The organism is Candidatus Synechococcus calcipolaris G9 (genome assembly GCF_029582805.1).
Lineage (GTDB): Bacteria > Cyanobacteriota > Cyanobacteriia > Thermosynechococcales > Thermosynechococcaceae > Synechococcus_F > Synechococcus_F calcipolaris.
Genome location: NZ_JAKKUT010000002.1, coordinates 419,567 through 438,946, shown reverse-complemented (window position 1 = coordinate 438,946; position 19,380 = coordinate 419,567). Strand labels below are relative to the sequence as shown.

12 protein-coding genes are annotated in these 19,380 nt (G+C 50.8%); 6 read left to right on the top strand and 6 right to left on the bottom strand.

From position 1 onward, the window contains the following. Positions 1-6: 6 nt before the first annotated feature. From L3556_RS04795 to L3556_RS04785, 3 genes are read right to left on the bottom strand one after another with little or no spacing between them, the layout of a single operon-like run. Positions 7-528 carry a pilus assembly FimT family protein gene (locus tag L3556_RS04795; RefSeq protein ID WP_277866169.1) on the bottom strand — a complete coding sequence of 174 codons (522 nt, stop codon included), beginning with the start codon at positions 526-528 and terminating at the stop codon, positions 7-9. Continuing rightward, a complete protein-coding gene (locus L3556_RS04790; RefSeq protein ID WP_277866168.1) occupies positions 506-1,276 on the bottom strand; it encodes a PulJ/GspJ family protein in 771 nt (256 codons plus the stop codon). Before L3556_RS04790 ends, L3556_RS04795 begins: the two co-directional genes overlap by 23 nt. A gap of 19 nt (positions 1,277-1,295) precedes the next feature. Continuing rightward, the gene (locus L3556_RS04785) at positions 1,296-2,864 is read right to left on the bottom strand and encodes a DUF7305 domain-containing protein (protein WP_277866167.1); all 1,569 of its coding nucleotides are present in this window, start codon (positions 2,862-2,864) and stop codon (positions 1,296-1,298) included. A 480-nt stretch (positions 2,865-3,344) separates the two neighbouring features. On the opposite strand from L3556_RS04785, the gene L3556_RS04780 reads away from it, so the two are divergent. Continuing rightward, positions 3,345-5,990: a TIGR03960 family B12-binding radical SAM protein gene (locus L3556_RS04780; RefSeq protein WP_277866166.1), complete on the top strand. Its 2,646-nt coding sequence runs from the start codon at positions 3,345-3,347 to the stop codon at positions 5,988-5,990. Positions 5,991-6,134: 144 nt separating this feature from the next. After that, positions 6,135-7,313, top strand: a complete 1,179-nt coding sequence (locus L3556_RS04775) for an HhoA/HhoB/HtrA family serine endopeptidase (RefSeq protein WP_277866165.1) — start codon at positions 6,135-6,137, stop codon at positions 7,311-7,313. A 136-nt stretch (positions 7,314-7,449) separates the two neighbouring features. On the opposite strand, the gene L3556_RS04770 is transcribed toward L3556_RS04775, so the two are convergent. Together L3556_RS04770 and accD are read right to left on the bottom strand one after the other, a co-directional pair. Further along, positions 7,450-11,250, bottom strand: coding sequence for a PAS domain S-box protein (locus tag L3556_RS04770; protein ID WP_277866164.1), 3,801 nt, complete (start codon positions 11,248-11,250; stop codon positions 7,450-7,452). A gap of 180 nt (positions 11,251-11,430) precedes the next feature. Continuing rightward, positions 11,431-12,351, bottom strand: coding sequence for an acetyl-CoA carboxylase, carboxyltransferase subunit beta (gene accD / locus L3556_RS04765; protein ID WP_277866163.1), 921 nt, complete (start codon positions 12,349-12,351; stop codon positions 11,431-11,433). 209 nt (positions 12,352-12,560) lie between these two features. Here accD and L3556_RS04760 point away from each other — a divergent pair, with 209 nt between their 5' ends. From L3556_RS04760 to dusB, 3 genes are all read left to right on the top strand, one after another. Further along, entirely contained in the window at positions 12,561-12,785 is a 225-nt protein-coding gene (locus L3556_RS04760; protein WP_277866162.1) for a hypothetical protein, read from the top strand. Between the two features lie 154 nt (positions 12,786-12,939). Further along, on the top strand, positions 12,940-14,880 hold the full coding sequence (gene sir / locus L3556_RS04755; RefSeq protein WP_277866161.1) for a sulfite reductase, ferredoxin dependent: 1,941 nt from the start codon (positions 12,940-12,942) through the stop codon (positions 14,878-14,880). A gap of 39 nt (positions 14,881-14,919) precedes the next feature. Then, positions 14,920-15,942 carry a tRNA dihydrouridine synthase DusB gene (dusB, locus tag L3556_RS04750; RefSeq protein WP_277866160.1) on the top strand — a complete coding sequence of 341 codons (1,023 nt, stop codon included), beginning with the start codon at positions 14,920-14,922 and terminating at the stop codon, positions 15,940-15,942. Positions 15,943-16,010: 68 nt separating this feature from the next. Here the strand turns inward: dusB and L3556_RS04745 are convergent, their stop codons facing one another. Continuing rightward, positions 16,011-16,673: a Uma2 family endonuclease gene (locus L3556_RS04745; RefSeq protein WP_277866159.1), complete on the bottom strand. Its 663-nt coding sequence runs from the start codon at positions 16,671-16,673 to the stop codon at positions 16,011-16,013. A gap of 106 nt (positions 16,674-16,779) precedes the next feature. On the opposite strand from L3556_RS04745, the gene L3556_RS04740 reads away from it, so the two are divergent. Further along, on the top strand, positions 16,780-19,380 hold the full coding sequence (locus L3556_RS04740; protein WP_277867599.1) for a DNA polymerase III subunit alpha: 2,601 nt from the start codon (positions 16,780-16,782) through the stop codon (positions 19,378-19,380).

The window sequence follows — 19,380 nt, the reverse complement described above, 5'->3', positions numbered from 1 at the left end:
ACTCATTTAATTCGCCCCCGTGCAGTTTCCAGCGGTCATGCCAGCGGTATCGGAGGCACTATAAATGCCGGTACGCATAATTCCTAGTCCTGGAGCAATGACTAGACAACGCTGTAGGGTTGGATTGGCGGTTAAAGCAACAACAGCAGTGCCCGTGTTGGCTGTGCGGCCCTGAAAACCAAAGCGAATTTGATGGAGTCCATTCGTACCACTATTGCGACGAACAGTTACATTATTCAAATTACGGGGCCCCGTCGGTAAACAGGTCGCTGGGGTGGCGGTAATGGTCGGGTTGGCTCCACTGGGAACATTGATGACACAATTGGTGTTACTCCGCATCGCCTCCCGTTGCCCTTCCCGGATCGCTCCCTCCAGTTGGGCCATGGCCTCTGCTACCCGACGGGACTCTAACCAAGACAGAAAGCTGGGAGCGGAAATGGCCGCTAAAACTCCCACCATAATCACAACAACCAGGGTTTCAACCAAGGTGAGTCCGTGATTAGAATTACGGGCAGCGGAAAAATGCATTGGGTACCACCTCTGTCGATAATTGGGCAATCACGTTGTTGTTGGCGTTCTGAACCCGATAGTTCACTTCTAGAATTTCAAAGGGAGCCACATTCCGAATCGTCGCTGTGCGAGTCATCGTATAGGTTTGATTCACAATCAACTTTGATCCACTACTGTTGAGGTTGGGTAGCAGATCTTGGAGATAGGCTCCAAAACCGCCATTTTGAGTTCCGGCTCGACATCGGGCAAAGACCCGCGCCCCCACACTACGGTTACTGTTAATATTCTGGGTTAGGGTCACGGTATTCCCAGAAATAGAGGCAATTTTGTTGGTCTGGGCATCGGAGCCAATGAGCAAATCATCACCGACCCGTAGACCATCGGTGGCACTGGTAAAGGGGCAACCCGCAGGGGGTTGGGACTCTGCATAATCGGGTGAACCATTGGGAATAAAGCCCAAGGTAATCGTGTTGTTACCCGCTAAAACAGGTTGATCCAGTTGCCTCTGAACGTAACGGGTTTGACACAGATCATAGGCAACAATTTTAATATTTTCCAGATCCTCCTGGATCCAGTTACTTGCCTCTGAGAATTTCTTGGCATCAGCCTGGAAGGCAGCGGCCACGATTAGGGCCTGAAACGCCGCCACCGTAAACGCCCCCGTGATTAAAATTGATGCCAAGACTTCCGCCAGGGTAAACCCCCGCTGCGATCGCCCCGTGAACCGTTCTTGCCAATGGTGCATCATCATTTTATTACTTCCCATGACCTTCCCTGCTAACCCCTTAGTATTGCGCCAAGCGACTCCAATTTGTGGCTTCCGTTGTCCGCGCAACCGTAATAGAGGCACCAATGCCCGTATTGGCTAATAGATCCGGGAGATTGTCCGGGACTTGGATTTCGGCAACATTGGAGTTGGAGCCATTCCATTCCTTCGCCCAGACCGCCCCAAAAATATCAGGATTACTACTACCGCCATTAATTCCCACACGGGCATCGGGGGCAAAGATAAACATACTACCGGCGGTTCCACCACCACTCAGGGTAATTTGTTGATCATTGGTATTATCGTTGTCAGATGGATTGCCATATAGGCGCAGACGGTCGGGGGTGCCAGTGCCAGAGGGCAGTCCAGCCATCCCCGAAGGGGACCCGCAAGTGACACTATCGGGACTACAGGTGTTGCGAATCCCTGCTTGTCCAGCAACACTCACATTCCCGGTTACAAACAGATATACTGGCCGATTCGATGTATTAAATTGAAGCCGATTTGTTCCAGAAAGGGTGATGTTGTTAATCACATAGGCATAGTATTCCTCGCCCGTCTCTGGATCTGTATAGTATTCATCACCGGTACGGGGATAGTTTTTAACGGAGCTATTTCCTAGACTACCCAGGTTATAGGCCCCTTCCCCAGGCATGATTTCATTGCCATCGACGATGGAACCAACAATGGGGGGCGGAAGGGGTACAGAGGGCCGGTCAATAGCACCTACGGCAATAGAACCTTCAATGACACTATTACTCAAAGCACCCACCGCAGATCGTAGTCCGGCATTTGTAGGCTGACCATTCACACAGGATGCTGGTGGCACAACGCAGTTGGCGGGATTGGTACAAATAACATTCCCAGAAACCGAGCCTAAGACATCGTTGTTACCTAGGTTAATATTTTCAGCCATCAGTCCCGGGAAGTTGGAGGGAATATTTTTATCGACCACATTAATTTTTTGCATCACAAAAGCATTGGCCGGACTCCCGGGCACATCTCCCCGTAGCAGTAGGTATCCAGCACTGTCCACCTCATCGTAGAGATAGGCTAAAAGCTCGTAGGTTCCGGTATTGATGCCACCAATATCCCCATTCAGAATAATATCCGTCAAAACGGCTCCACTGTAGCAAGGGGGTGGGTCTGGTGGAGATGTCCATTGATCTTGAGCAGCAAAGGAGAGGGAATCGACATTGGGCTGCCCGACTAAATTAACATTGCCTGCACTTTCTGCTTGAGCGCGGGTAATGAGATAGGGCTGGTTAGTTGTGGGGTTAATGGGATTATAGGTGAGCCGCAAAAACATTTGATAGTTGCCATTGAGTAGGCCGAGGCTGCGGGCAATTCCCCCTTCGGCAATGGCAAAAGCTTGGTTGGTTTGCTTCTGAACGCTGGAGGTGACTTTATCAATCTGCGATCGCGAAATAATGGTCAGGGCAATCACAATCATGATCAAGCCCATACCCACCACCATGGGCAACGTGAAACCCCGATTTCGATTCCGGGGCGATCGCCGGCCAAAGGTGCGCTGCTTAGAACCTAAGGAGGAACGTTTACGGAAGCGAAGAATAGGAGGAAGTTTCATGGAGCCAACCCTTAAGCCTTATCGTCCAACGGTGATCAGGAACACGAGTATGATTTTTTCTAGATTATTCAAAGTTATAAAACTCGATTCAGTGCAAAAACACACAATAATTTAGTATTTAGCGCAAAAGCACACAATATAAGCATTTCATCTAGAGAAAATTTTTATACTATACTTACTATAGCCCTAGGCCAATCCCATCCGTTGTGATAAAGGTCATAGGATCACCGCTTTTGTGCGTTTCTGTGCTTTGATGTCAAGTTTCTTAACGATGTACTCAAAGGTTTTGATTTACTCTTTCGCAAAGTTTTGATAAGGATCAACGAGTGTCGCCCGTATTAGACTGTGTTAAGCAAGGGGTTAAACTGCGTCAAGTTATTTTGGCTGTGGCTCTCACGGTTGCAAGTTCGACTGAGGCGGTACTGGAACTATACATCTGTGGCGGGGCAAGGCTAATGTCGCTAAGGGGGATCTGAGACCTTGACCGTTGCCATTGAATCATTACTGACTCCAGATATTAATAAACCGGCCCGATACCTGGGCAATGAATTAGGGGCTGTGCACAAGCCTTGGGATTCGGCGGACGTGCGCTGGGTGTTGACCTACCCAGAGGTCTACGAAGTGGGAGCCTCAAATCTAGGGCATATCATTCTTTACAACATTTTGAATGCCCAGCCTCGCCAACTGTGCGATCGCGCCTACTTACCCGCAAGGGATCTGGCTGAAAAACTACAACAGACCCACACCCCCCTCTTTGCCGTAGAGTCAAAACGTAGCCTCAGGGAGTTTGACATCCTTGGCTTTAGTCTCAGCTACGAATTGGGAGCCACAAATATCCTGGCCATGCTGGATCTGGCTCAAATTCCCCTCACTTGGCAAGAACGGCAAAATACTTCTATAAATGACATTCCCCTCATTTTTGCGGGAGGCCAAACCGCCACATCCAACCCTGAACCCTATGCGGATTTCTTTGACTTCATTGCCCTAGGGGATGGGGAAGAACTCCTGCCAGAAATTGGCCTCGTCCTAGAGCAGGGGAAAGCGGCGGGGTTAAGTCGGCGGGACTTACTCCTGGATTTAGCCCAAGTACCGGGGGTGTATGTGCCCCAGTTTTACGAGATGGCCGCCGATGGTTCGGTGCATCCTTTAGTATCCGATGTTCCGCCACGGATATTACGCCGGGTGTCCCCCCCCATGCCCAGCTATGCCATTGGTTTAGTACCCTACATCCAAACGGTGCACGATCGCCTGACGGTGGAAATTCGCCGAGGCTGTACGCGGGGCTGTCGTTTTTGTCAGCCAGGAATGCTCACCCGACCGGCCCGAGATGTGGATCCAGACCAAGTGATCGATGCCATTGAAACCGGAATGCGGGCTACGGGCTATAACGAGTTTTCCCTACTGTCCTTGAGTTGCTCCGACTACTTGGCCTTGCCGGCGGTGGGCATGGAAATTAAAAACCGCCTCAAAGATGAAAATATTTCCCTGTCCTTACCCAGTCAGCGGGTGGATCGCTTCGATGAAAATATTGCCCATATTCTGGGGGGAACCCGGCAAGCAGGTCTCACCTTTGCCCCGGAAGCAGGCACACAGCGATTGCGGGATATTATCAACAAGGGGCTAACCAATGACGAACTGTTGCGGGGGGTAAAAACCGCCTACGACCAGGGTTGGAACAAAATCAAGCTCTATTTTATGATTGGCTTACCCGGTGAAACCGATGGGGATGTCCTGGGAATTGCGGAAACGATTCGCTGGCTGAAGCGGGAATGCTGGGTCAAGGGTCGTAAGCCCATGAACTTTAATGTGACCATTTCTAACTTTACGCCCAAGCCCCATACCCCCTTCCAGTGGCATTCGGTCTCCACCAGTGAACTGGAACGGAAACAGGCTCTCCTCAAGGCAGAATTTAGAACCATCAAAGGCTTGAAGACTAACTTCACCGATGTGCGCATCTCCGCCATGGAGGATTTTGTCGGTCGGGGCGATCGCCGTTTAGGCAAGGTGATTCAACGGGCCTGGGAACTGGGGGCGCGGGAAGATTCTTGGTGGGAAAGCCTGGATCGGGCCTACGGAGCCTGGACAGAGGCGATCTCCGAGGCGGGCCTCACCTGGAAATATCGGCAGGTGGAAGCAGGGGAATGGAATGTTTTTGCCAGTCCATCCCCAGAAGACCCCACCAGCTTGGATGCGCTCCTCCCCTGGGATCACCTAGACACCGGCATTAGTAAAACCTGGTTAAAAGAAGACCTAGCCCGGGCCCTAGAGGCCGCCACCGTTCCCGATTGCTCCTTTGACGGTTGTTCCCACTGTGGCGTATGCGGTCAGAATTTTGGTCATAATGTTGTTGTCCCACCCCAACCCATTCCCGCATTTGTCGGCGAACATCGGCCCCCCCAAGAGCGGGTACAACGATTACGGGTGTGGTTTGGCAAATTGGATTCCCTGGCCCTGATTAGCCACTTAGATCTGGTGCGTCTATTTGATCGGGCCTTGCGCCGCGCCAGTTTACCCATTGCCTTTACCGGCGGCTTTCATCCCGGTCCGCGGATTTCTCCGGCCAGTGCCCTTCCCCTAGGGATGACCAGTCGGGGCGAAATTGTGGATTTTGAACTGCACCAAGCCCTTGACCTCGAAGATTTTGGCGATCGCCTGCGGGCCCAACTCCCCCCAGAGATTCCCCTCTATCGCATTGCCGAAATTCCCCTGAAAGATCCCGCCGCTACCCAAGCCCTAGAAACAGCCACCTACGAGCTAACCCTCAACACGTCCCATTCCGGCGATGGGGATAATTGGCAACGCTGGATACAAGAGGTTCTCAATCTCCGCCAGTTTGACCATGAGACCATAACCAAGTCCGGTAAAACCAAACGAATCAACCTGCGCGATCGCCTGTTGGACTTAAATCTCATGGCAACGGATCCCCAATTAAAAGTGAGCTATCGCGGCCAATGTCGCAATGATGGCACCTTTCTCCGCCCCGAACACGTGGTGCTCATGCTAGAAGCTATCACCGGACTGGATCTGAGTTTAGGCGCTGTTTGCCGCACGGGCCTAGATTTAGCAACCCCAACCCCTGAAGCCGTTGATTCTGAAACCGTTCAAATTGTCAATCCCATTAATTAGGGATATGCTAGCCTGAGGGAATCAGGAACTTCTTGCCTGAATAATTAGTCTATCCTTTTAGTTAGCTTAGTTAGCGATCTAACATTGGCTTACATTCATTAGCTTACGTTGTCCTAAATATTATTCACTACACAGCGATCGATTATGGCAGCCCCTCAAAACGTGCGTAAATCAGTCACTTACCTGTCTCTGATGACCTTAGGAGCGGCCGCAACCCTGTTTGCTGGTCAATTTGTTCCTACGGGCAATCTTTTTTCCGCCTCTACCGTTGCCCAGCTACCCGCCCCCATCCCCAGTGGGGACATTAATTTTATTGCCCAAGCCGTGGAGCAAGTGGGCCCGGCGGTGGTGCGGATTGATTCATCCCGGACGGTGCAAACCCGTGTCCCCGCCGTTTTTAATGATCCCTTCTTTCAAGAATTTTTTGGTCAGGCCCTACCCACCCCCCCCCGTACTCGGGAAGAACGGGGCCAGGGATCCGGTTTTATTATCAGTGCCGATGGGGTCATTTTGACCAATGCCCATGTCATTGATGGAGCCAATCGCGTTACCGTGACCCTCAAGGATGGTCGCAACTACGAAGGTCGGGTGATGGGTCAAGATACGGTGACAGATGTGGCCGTCGTTAAGATTGATGCGGCTAATTTACCGATTGTGCGTATGGGAGATTCCGATCGCCTCCGCCCTGGAGAATGGGCGATCGCCATTGGCAATCCCTTGGGCTTAGATAACACGGTGACGGCGGGCATTATTAGTGCCACGGGGCGTTCCAGTGGTGATGTGGGGGTTCCCGACAAGCGGGTGGGCTTTATCCAAACCGATGCCGCCATTAACCCCGGAAATTCCGGCGGCCCCTTGCTCAATCAGCGGGGAGAAGTCATTGGTATGAATACGGCAATTATTGGTGGGGCCCAGGGTCTAGGCTTTGCTATTCCCATTAAAACCGCCCAGCGTATCGCCAATGAACTGATTGCCCACGGCCGTGTAGATCACCCCTTCTTGGGTATTCGCATGGCGAACCTAACCCCAGAGGTGCGGCAACGCTTAAATAGTAATCCCAACAATACCCTGCGGATACAGGAAGACTCCGGTGTCCTCATTTTCCAAATTGTGCCCAACTCTCCCGCTGCCCGTTCGGGGTTGCAACCGGGGGATGTGATCAAAAAGATCGACGGCCGGGAGATCGCCAAAGCTGAGCAAGTCCAACAAATGGTTGAGAACACCAATGTGGGTGACACCATGCAACTGGAAATTCGCCGGAGTGGTCAAACCCTGAGTGTCGGTGTCCAACCTGGCCCCCTACCGGCCCAAGCCAGCCGTTAAGTATAGCTATCGTCACCTAGGTTAGGACGGGGTGCAGGGGTGGAACCCCTAGCTGGGGGCGAGAGCCAACACACCAGCTATACATCCATTGGCAGGAAAAACATACCCAAAAATTTTCGCAATAAGAGCCAGATGACTAGACTCTTTCCTGGGTATGGATTTGCTCAAGGGGTACGGGGCGATAAAAGAAATATCCCTGGCCATAGGTGCAGCCTAGCTCCTGTAAATGCTGGCATTGGCCCAGGGTTTCTACGCCTTCAGCAATAATCTCCAGTTTTAAGCTATGGCCAAGGGCAATAATTGCGGCCACAATATCGGCACTGGGTTGATGCTCCCCTAAACCCAAAACAAAGGAGCGATCGATCTTGAGGGCATTAATGGGTAAGCTATGGATCCGACTCAGGGAGGAGTAGCCAATGCCAAAATCATCAATATTGAGGCCAACTCCCAAGTTCTGCAATTGTTGGGCGACTCGCAAGGTGACATCCAAGTTATGGATCATCGTGGTTTCGGTAATTTCTAGGTGGAGACAACTGGAGGGCATATCTGTGTCAGATAGGGCCGCCGCCACTTCATTGACAAAGCTAGGTTCAGTCAACTGCTGGGGGGAAATATTAATACTGATGGAATAGGTTTGCCCGTTCGCCTGGGATTTTGACCATTGGGCAAATAAATGCAACGCACGGCGAAGAATGGCTTTACCCAGGGGAATGATCAGCCCCGTTTGTTCCGCCAGTTCAATAAAGTCACCGGGAGAAATTTCCCCCTGCTCAGGATGAAACCAGCGACTGAGGGCCTCAAAGCCTTGGATGCGACCCGTTGCTAGGCGAACAATGGGTTGAAAATAAATTTGGAGTTCATCCGCTGGTGTTACTAAATCTGTGGTTTGGGCGATCGCCCGTTGCAGGTCACTTTCTAAACTCAAGACCGCTTGGGCGTAATGGTGCATATCGGGGGTAAACACAATGGCTTTGCCCCGGCCATTTTTCTTGGCTTGATACATGGCAATATCCGCATCCCGTAGCAGGTGCTCTGCTTGAGTGTACTGTTTCCCACTAAAGGCAACCCCCAGACTTGCACTCAGGGTCAGGGTATGACTATTGATATGAATGGGCTGCCGGATTGCCTGTTCTAGGTTCTCGACGAGGCGATCTATCTCCTGGGGATCATTGATTTCTTCGCAAAGCATGACAAATTCATCACCACTGAGGTGGGCCAGGGTATCCCCCGCTCTCAGGGCCGTTTCCATCCGTTGGGCCAGGGTGGCAAGAACCTGATCACCGGCCTGATGCCCTAAGCTATCATTCACCCGCTTAAAGCGATCGATGTCAATGAAAATAATGGCAAACCGATCGCCATAGGGGGGTAAATCAATTTTGTTTGAGGACGGTTGGAATTCTTGCCGCTGATGCCGTTGATACCGCTGCCAACACTGAATCAGGCGATCGGTGAGCAACACTCGATTGGGCAGGCCCGTCAAACCATCGTGGAGGGCATCATGGATCAGCCGCTCTTCAATGATTTTTTGCTTTGTAATATCTCGACCCAGGCATTGATACTCCACGCAGTTGCCTTGGGGATCAAAAATGGCTCGATTAGTCCATTCATACCATTGGTGGCTGCCATTGGCTAAGGTGACACTGCATTCAATGGTACGAATGGGATGCTCTATCGTTAGGGCTTGGAGGTGATGGGCAAAGCGATCTCGATCCACTTGATCAAAGGGATGCTCAAAGGCATGACCGATTTCACAGGTGTCATTTTGGCAACCCACATAACGGAAGAATGCCGGATTGGCAAAGGTCAACACACCATCGGGACGACAACGATACAGGAGTTCGGTTTGGGCTTCAAGTACGCGACGATAGCGTTCTTTTTCCTGGTTGAGGGCAGTAACTAACTCGGCCCGCTGAATGGCAATGCCCAGTTGTTCCCCCAATTGGCGCAGGAGTTCGATTTCATCCTGTGACCAGGGGCGGGGCCCAGTGCAATGCTGACACAGGAGTAACCCCCATAGGCGATCGCCCTGAATGACCGGGACCACTAAGTTAGCCCGTACCTGAATAGACTCCAAAAATTCTCGGTAGCAGGCGGTCATCTCAGCGGTATAAATATCATCAATGGCGACAACCCAGCCCTGGCAATAGGGTTCAATGTAGTTCGCCCCAAAGCAGGGATCATTAAAAACTTGCCCTAGGAGTAAAAATTTATGCTGGCTTACGGATTCCTTGGCGATAATACCTGACCAATCGGGATTGAATTTATAAATAATCGTGCGATCGATACCCAGTAAATGGCGAATTTCATCCAGGGTGGTTTGCAGGACTTCATCCAGGTCGAGGGACTGACGAATGGCTAGGGTTAGGTTGAGGAGGAGTTCGGCCTGTTGATTGCGCCGCTCTAGGGCTAAATTGGCATTGATGCGATCGCTGACATCTTGAAAAAAGATCGCCAGGCCGGTGGGTGTCGTATAGATTTGAACGCTAAACCACCGCTCCAAGGGCGAGTAAAGAGCCTCAAATTTAACGCTCGTCTGTTCCCTTAGGGCCCGTTGGATCTGTTCTTCAAAAATGGTTCCCACCGCGCCAGGGAATATATCCCAGAGATTTTGATCGAGTACGTCCGTTTTCTCTAGGGCGAAGGTATCGCAAAAATGTTGATTAGCATAGGTAATGTGAAAATCAGCATCAACCGCAAAAAAGCTGTCAGACATACTCTCTAGGATTTCGCTGGTTTGCCGATAGGCCGTCTCTAGCCGGAGCGCAAAGTTCCGTTGATCTGTAATATCTCGGGCAGAGGCGTAAATTAAACCTTGAAAGGGAAACGATCGCCATTCCAACCAGCGATAACTCCCATCCTTACAGCGATAGCGATTGCTAAAGTTCAGAATGGGGCTATTCTCCTTGAGCGTTGCTATGGCCGCTTCTGTTTGATCAATATCCTCAGGATGAACAAAATCAAGAAATCTGACACCCGTTAGCTCTGCCAAACCATAGCCGAGAACATTTTCCCACTCTTGGTTGAGGCGATGAAAATAGCCCTCGGTGTCAGCGATCGTAAACAGGTCGAGGGATGAGTTGAAAAATAGCTCTAATTCCTGGTTTTTTTGCTCGAGTTGTCCCTGCATCCGGCGGCGATCGGTAATGTCCCGCTGTACCGCAAAATGACCCCGGATACATCCCTGATCATCGTAGAGACAGACATAGTTCCCTTCAATCCAAAAGGAACTCCCATCCCGCCGCTTTAACTCTAGCTCCGTATAAAGTGTGCCCAGATCAAAGAGGGCCCGCCAAAATTGTCGCGCCTTTCCTAAATCGTCAGCAAAACAATCCAGGGGAGTTAGGCCCAGGAGTTCTTCCCGGGGTAAGCGATGCTGCTTGGCTAGGGCTTGATTCACCCGGGTAATCCGCTGATGCTCAAAGACATAGTTTAGGATCGCATCTTTATCAATATGGTTATCCCAATTGATGGGACGATCCAGCATCATAAAGAAACAGCCATCTAGGGACTGACTAAAGAAGGCTTCCAGTAATTCCTGACTGGCCTGGAGTTGGCCCTCCACCTGCTTGCGCTGGGTAATATCCCGAGAGGTGGTAATCAGAAACATGACCTCATGGCGTTCATCGGCAATGGGATGGGTCAGGGTTTCAAACCAGATGTAGGAACCGTTTTTTTTGCGGATGCGGTAGGTAATGGTTAAATCGGTTACGCCCTGCAAGGAAAGCTGATGAGCACCGGTTCGTACTTTTTCCGAATCATCGGGATGAAATAGGGCGTAGGGACTTTTGCCAACCAGTTCTTCAGGGCGGTACCCCAAAAGGGATTCACTGGAAGGGGTGAGGTAGAGGTAGGTGCCATCGGCCTCATGGATACAAATTAAATCATCGGTATAATTTGCTAAAAGTTCGGTGTAATGTTCAAATTGACCGGGAATCATGCACAACTCGAAACATTAAATCTTGTTAAATTTGTCCGTAGCCGACTTTGATAATTTTAGGATTCTATGCTAGCGCAATTGAGGCAGCCTTGGAAGAATTAACCCAATACCGCCCTCAGAATTGTTACATTTCTATTCAAGAAATCGTTTGATAAAAAATCGGTTAGGCTAACCCCTTCCCTAATCAGCAACGGTTGCCAGGGGGCGGGATGGCAAAGTCGGCCGGCCAGGCCGGGGGCGATCGCTAGGGTGGTGCAGGCGGATCAAACGGGCGAGGGATTCTTTTAGCTCAGTGCGCGGGATAATCATATCCACAAAACCACAATGAAGCACAAATTCCGCCGTCTGGAAATCATCAGGTAATTTTTCCCGCAGGGTCTGCTCAATCACACGCCGTCCGGCGAAGGCAATCGTTGCCTTGGGTTCAGCAATAATAATATCTCCGAGCATGGCAAAGCTAGCCGTGACACCGCCGGTGGTGGGATGGGTCAAGACGGGGATATAGAGTAAACCGGATTCCCGATGCCGCTCTAGGGCCGCCGAGGTTTTGGCCATTTGCACCAGGCTTAGCATTCCCTCCTGCATCCGCGCCCCCCCAGAGGCACACACCAGCACGAGGGGCAAATTTTCCCAGGTGGCCCGTTCAATCAGGCGGGTGATTTTTTCCCCCACCACGGATCCCATACTCCCCCCCATAAAGGTGAAATCCATCACCCCTAGGGCGACGGGTTGGTTGGCCAATTTCCCTAGACCGGTTTGGACGGCATCCTTTAAGCCTGTTTTATCCTGGTATTCCCGTAGGCGATCGCTGTAGGGCTTACGATCCTTAAATTGCAGGGGGTCACAACTCACCAGATGCTCATCTAGGGGAGACCAGGTGTGGGGGTCAATGAGTTGCTGAATCCGTTCATGACTACCGACTCGGTGGTGGTGGCCACACTCAGGACAAACCAATTGATGGCTGTAAAGATCTTTGGTGTAGGTCATCACGCCGCAGGATTCACACTTGGTCCAGAGTCCATCGGCAATTTCCCGCTCCTGCTGGGCTGGAGCAATAGCAGTTTCTTTACGACGATTAGCAAACCAGTCAAATAAAGACATATAATGTTCGTCCTTTATCCAATGTTAGCGGGGATAGAGTTTTATGTATTTCGCGTGCAATGTTCCTCAGAATCCTAAAACCTTAAGAATAATTACTTATCTTCCCACTTTGTTGCGAAATTGCAACATCTTAACCCAATAGACAAAATTTTTGCAAGAGAAAGGTTAAGAAAAATGGATCAGCCTGGCCCAGGCAAAATGGCTGTCCTATGATGAAGGTAGCTTCCATTACTGAACTGTCCTCCCTCACTGACATGATTATGACTCCTCGGTCTCGCAAGCCGAAGTTTCCCCTTTGGCAGTACCTCACCCAGCGTCTTCTTGAACCTGGGTTTGCCCTGAACCCCCAGCGGTTTTGGCGGCTATACCGTAATGCTTATTTAGAACGGTGTTGGCAACAGGAATATACATCTAAGGGTGGGCCACCCTACTAAATCCCTACTAAATGGGTTGAAAGTTGTCTACAATGGGGTTTGATCGCTTTTCCGACCGATTTACTGGCCATTTTGGATGATTCCATTTTGGATGATCCATGGGCATAGATCCCAAGGAGTGATTGATCCTTCCTGCCACGAACACAATTAAACTATGGTTGCTTCCCCCCCCTCTGCCCCCAAGGACCTGAAACTCTCGAAACTTGAAGCTCTGAAGCAGCGCAGTCACCATCTGCGGGAACCGGTTGCCACGGAATTGTTGCAGCCTACCAATCGCTTTAGTGAAGACGGAATCCAAATTCTCAAGTTTCACGGTTCTTACCAGCAGGACAACCGCGATAATCGCATCAAGGGCCAGGAGAAGGACTTTCAATTTATGCTCCGCACCCGATCGCCGGCGGGGTATATTCCTCCAGAGTTGTATTTGACCCTCGATAATATTGCCAACGAGTATGGCAATGGCACGTTGCGGGCTACCACTCGCCAAGGGTTCCAACTCCACGGCATTCTCAAAAAAAATCTCAAGGCAGCGATCGCGGCCATTGTCCGCAGTATGGGTTCCACCCTAGGGGCCTGCGGCGATCTGAACCGGAATGTCATGGCCCCCCCGGCCCCCTTTCACAATCGCCCAGAATACGATATTGCCTACGACTATGCCCATCGCCTGGCGGACTTGCTCACCCCCCAGACCGGAGCCTACTACGAGATTTGGTTAGATGGTGAGAAGGTGATCTCCGCCGAGGAGCATCCCGAGGTGAAGGCGGCCCGCCTCAAAAATGGCACGGGTACGCTGATCCACCAGAATGAAGAGCCGATCTATGGCGATCGCTATATGCCCCGGAAATTTAAGTGCTGTGTCACCGTACCGGGGGATAATTCCGTTGATTTGTTTTCTCAGGATCTCACCCTGGTGGTGATCACCAATGATCGGGGCAAACTCCAGGGATTTAATATTTTTGCCGGTGGTGGCCTCGGGCGTACCCACAACAAGGAAGAAACCTTTGCCCGCATGGCCGATGCCATTGGTTACGTGGCCGCTGCCGATGTCTACGATCTGGTGAAGGCCATTGTTGCCACCCAGCGGGACTACGGCGATCGCCAGGTGCGTCGTCATGCCCGTCTCAAGTACCTGATCCATGATTGGGGTGTTGCTAAGTTCAAGGCGAAGGTAGAAGCGTATTTCGGCAAGGCCATTGCCCCCTTCCGTCCCTTACCGCTCTTCAAATACCAGGATTTTCTCGGTTGGCATCCCCAGGGGGATGGAAAATTTTTCTATGGCCTCGCCATTGCCAATGGTCGGGTGCAGGACACCAAGGAACTGCGCCTGAAAAGCCTGCTCTATAAACTGGTCAGTGATTTTAACCTGCCCCTGCGGGTGACTCCCAACCAAAATGTTCTCCTCTGCGATATTTCCCCGGATCAGCAGGCAGTGATCCAGGTCTTGTTGGATCAGTATGGTGTGATTGCCCCAGAGGCCATTGATCCCCTGGAACGCTATGCCATGGCCTGCCCGGCTTTGCCCACCTGTGGGTTGGCGATTACGGAGTCAGAGCGGATCATTCCCAGTATTTTGGGCCGGCTCCGCGCCCTCATTGATCGAGTGGGCCTCAAGCATGAGCATTTTGTAGTGCGGATGACCGGCTGCCCCAACGGTTGCGCTCGTCCCTACTTGGCGGAATTGGGATTTGTCGGCATTAAACCCAATACCTATCAAACCTGGTTGGGGGGCAGTCCCGATCAGACCCGCTTGGCCGAAGTCTACATGGAGCAGTTGCCCATTGATCAGCTAGAGGCAGTCCTGGAACCCCTATTGGTTTTCTATAAAGACAAACGAGAGGTTGGCGCAAAGGGCGATCGCCCGGAAAGTTTTGGAGATTTTTGCCATCGGGTGGGCTTTGATGCTTTACGAACCTTTACCAGTCAATACCAGTCTAAGGGCACTAAGGCTAAAGGCACTAAAGGACGGGCCAAGCGGTATCGAATTGATATTCGCGATGATCAGTACCAACAGCTTAAGACCCTGGCTGAAGCGCGGGGAGAATCCTTAGCAGCGGTGACTCGGGCGGCGATCGCTGCCTACCTAGACCATCCTTAATGGGTTAATCCATGATCTATTTGATACCCAAAAATAAAGATGATTCAACTTTCCCCTGATTTGCAGGCCCGTCTTGCTACCCCTTTGAACATTGGCAACGTCAGGGTGAATAGCCGCGTCCTTCAGTCCCCCCTAGCTGGTGTAACGGATCTGGTGTTTCGTCGCTTGGTGCGTCGCTATGCCCCGGAATCAATGATGTACACCGAAATGGTGAGTGCTACGGGCCTGCACTACGTCAAGGAAATGCCCCGGCTGATGGAAGTGGATGAGAATGAACATCCCATTAGTATTCAGTTATTTGACTGTCGGCCAGATTTTTTAGCGGAAGCGGCCCAAAAGGCGGTTTCCGAGGGAGCGGATACCATTGACATTAATATGGGCTGCCCGGTCAATAAAATTACTAAAAACGGGGGTGGTTCTTCATTACTGCGCCAACCCGATGTGGCCGCAGCGATCGTATCCCGTGTGGCTGAAGCAGTTGAGGTTCCGGTGACGGTGAAAACTCGCCTCGGCTGGAATGATCAGGACATTAATATTCTCGAGTTTGCCCAGGCCATGGAGGCCGCCGGTGCAGCAATGATTACGATTCACGGTCGTACCCGTGCCCAGGGATTTAATGGCACAGCCCGCTGGGATTGGATCGCCAAAGTCAAAGATATTCTCACCATTCCCGTAATTGCCAATGGGGATATTTTTTCCGTGGAAGCAGCGGTGCAATGCCTAGAACAAACTGGCGCGGATGGGGTGATGTGTTCCCGGGGAACCATGGGCTATCCCTTTCTAGTGGGAGAAATTGATCACTTTCTCAAAACCGGGGTGATGCGCCCCAAACCCACGATCAGCGATCGCCTCACCTGTGCCAGAGATCATCTCATTGCCCTTTGGGAATACAAGGGCGATCGTGGTATTCGCCAGGCCCGCAAACATTTAACCTGGTATGCCAAGGGATTTCAATCCGCTGCGGGGTTACGGAGCCAGCTCTGTCGCATTGAAACCCTGGATGCGGGCCTATCCCTTCTCGATCAGGCCATTAGAGATTCTGCGCATCTCAATCTCACCTAGGATATCACTTAGGAAATGAGTAAACCCCCTATATTTGTTGAAGCATCGTGGATACTCAAACCATGATCTTAAATTTGCTCTGGATCAATGCCTTGGGAGCGTAGATAGGCCGCTAGGCGATCGGCCCGTTGTGCTTCTTGTTGTGCCCGCTGCTGGGCTTCCTCCATTCGTTGAGCCAATTCAACCGTGGTCAGAAATCGCCGTCCATCGGGATAGTACACCTCTAGCTCGTCTTCTCCTAGGACAAATTCAATCCCTAGGCGAGGACTACGCCAGTGATCTATCATTTCAACGGCATCCAATCCCTGGGAATTTCTCACCAGGATACTCAATTCCTGGCGATCGGGATCGTAGATGTAATATTCCTCTACGCCGTGGCGATCGTAGAACTGTAGCTTTTTCACCATTTCCGTCAGTCGATTCCCAGGGGAGAGAATTTCAAACACGACCTGGGGGGTAATGCCCGCTTCTAGCCATTGTTGATAGGAGCCGCGATCGCCCTTGGGACGACCAAAAATGACCATCACATCTGGGGCAACTCGTATATCGGGACGACCTTCCACTGGATACCAGAGTAAGTCTCCAGCGACAAAAACGTTCGGATCATTGGCAAAAAGACATTCTAGGTTTTCTTTGAGTAAAACGATCCAACGGAATTGACGGGTATTATCAGCCATGGGTTGACCATCACTGTCGGGATAGTGGATCGTGGGTTCAACGGAAAGAGCCATCCGCCTTCCTCCCTAGGTGCGATGTTTTTTAGTTTACCGCACAGTTTAAGGGGGGGTGTGTCAAGGTAGATTAGTCTTAATGCTTACCCACCATGGCGATCGCCCTATGTCTTTTGTTGGTCTTCATATCCATAGCGACTACAGCCTCCTAGATGGGGCAAGTCAATTACCGGAATTGGTTAAACAGGCTATGGAGCTAGGAATGCCCGCGATCGCCCTAACGGATCATGGGGTCATGTACGGAGCCGTAGAATTAATGAAGCTCTGCCGTGGTAAGCCCCTCAAGCCCATTGTCGGCAATGAAATGTATGTGATCAATGGGGATATTACCAAACAGGAACGCCGTCCCCGCTTTCATCAGGTGGTATTAGCCAAAAATAAGCAGGGTTATAAAAATCTAGCTAAGTTAACCTCCCTCTCCCATCTTCAGGGAATGCAGGGCAAAGGAATATTTTCTCGTCCCTGTATTAGTAAAGACTATCTAGAGCAATATCGTCAGGGGTTAATTGTGACGAGTGCCTGTTTAGGTGGAGAGATTCCCCAAGCTATTTTGCACGGGAAACCAGAGGTGGCACGGCGGGTCGCCCAATGGTATCAGGAACGATTCGGCGATGATTTTTATCTAGAGATTCAGGATCACGGTTCCCAGGAAGATCGAGTGGTCAATGTGGAATTAGTTCGCATTAGTCAAGAACTCAATATTAAGCTCATTGCCACCAATGATTCCCATTTTATTTCCTGTTATGATGTTGAAGCCCATGATGCCCTGTTATGTATTCAAACTGGTAAGCTAATTACTGAAGATAAACGCCTTCGCTATAGCGGCACAGAATACCTCAAATCCTCCGCAGAAATGGCCCAGTTATTTCGGGATCATTTGCCCCAGGAGATCATTGATCAGGCGATCTCCAACACCCTAGAAGTCGCCGAAAAAGTTGAAGCCTATAATATTTTCCGAGATCCCCAAAGCCCAGATTACCCTGTTCCACCAGAGCATACCCCTGATACCTACCTCGATCAGGTGGCCTGGAATGGCCTCATGGATCGACTTCGTCTGGGCGATCGCAGCGAAATTAATCCCACCTATGCCCAGCGGCTTGAGTATGAACTTACCATGCTCCAGGAAATGGGATTTTCCACATACTTTTTAGTTGTCTGGGATTACATCAAATATGCCCGCGATCATGATATTCCCGTGGGGCCCGGGCGCGGATCAGCAGCCGGTTCCTTGGTTGCCTACGCCCTAGGGATTACCAATATTGATCCGGTACACCATGGGTTACTTTTTGAACGGTTTTTGAATCCCGAACGGAAATCCATGCCGGATATTGATACGGATTTTTGCATTGAACGGCGGGATGAAGTCATTGAATACGTCACCCAAAAATATGGCAGCGATCGGGTCGCCCAAATTATTACCTTTAACCGCATGACCTCAAAGGCCGTACTCAAGGATGTGGCCCGAGTCTTGAATATTCCCTACGGCGATGCCGATCGCATGGCCAAATTGATCCCCATTATCCGGGGCAAACCCACCAAACTTAAAGTAATGATTTCCGAGGACACCCCGGCCCCAGAATTTAAGGAAAAATACGATACCGATCCCCAAGTTCGCCACTGGATTGATATGGCTATGCGAATTGAGGGCACGAACAAAACCTATGGTGTCCACGCCGCAGGAGTTGTAATTGCCTCCGAACCCCTTGATGAAATTGTCCCCCTACAGCGAAACAACGATGGTTCCGTGATTACCCAATATTTCATGGAAGACCTTGAATCTCTGGGGCTACTGAAAATGGACTTCTTGGGCTTAAAAAATCTCACCATGATTCAGCGCACCCGAGATTTAGTCAAAAAATCCCAGGGTCTTGATCTGGACGTAGATGGCTTACCCATGGATGACCCTAAGACCTACAATATCTTGGCAGAGGGCAAATTAGAGGGGATATTTCAGCTAGAGTCCTCCGGGATGCGGCAAATTGTCCGCGAACTCAAACCCTCCAATCTAGAGGACATTTCTTCGGTTCTGGCTCTCTACCGCCCCGGCCCCTTGGATGCGGGTCTCATCCCCAAATTCATTAATCGTAAGCATGGGCGAGAGCGGATTGATTATCAGCACGAATTACTTCGACCAATTTTACAGGAAACTTACGGAGTCCTTTGTTATCAAGAGCAAATCATGCGTATGGCCCAGGATTTAGCTGGGTACTCCCTAGGGCAGGCGGATCTGCTACGGCGGGCCATGGGGAAAAAGAAAGTGGATGAAATGAAAAAGCATGAGCAAATCTTCATTGATGGTTCCGCTAAAAATGGGGTTCCCGCCAAAGTTGCCCAGGAATTATTTAACCAAATGGTGATGTTTGCCGAATACTGTCTGAGTGGGGATACCCTGGTGTTGACCCTGGAGTATGGCCCCCTCCCCCTCGGTAAAATTGTCGATGAGCAAATCCATTGCCAGGTCTATAGTTGCGATCGCCAGGGCCATATTTACACCCAACCCATTGCCCAGTGGCACCGTCGAGCTTGGCAGGAGGTTTTTGAGTATACCCTAGAAGATGGCAGCATCATTCAGGCCACCGCCGATCACCGCTTCATGACAACCCATGGGAAAATGCAACCCATTGATGAGATCTACCAGCAAGGAGGGGAACTTTACCGAATACCGGATGGGATTCAACGGCCAATATTTGCCGAAGTCAATCGCTAA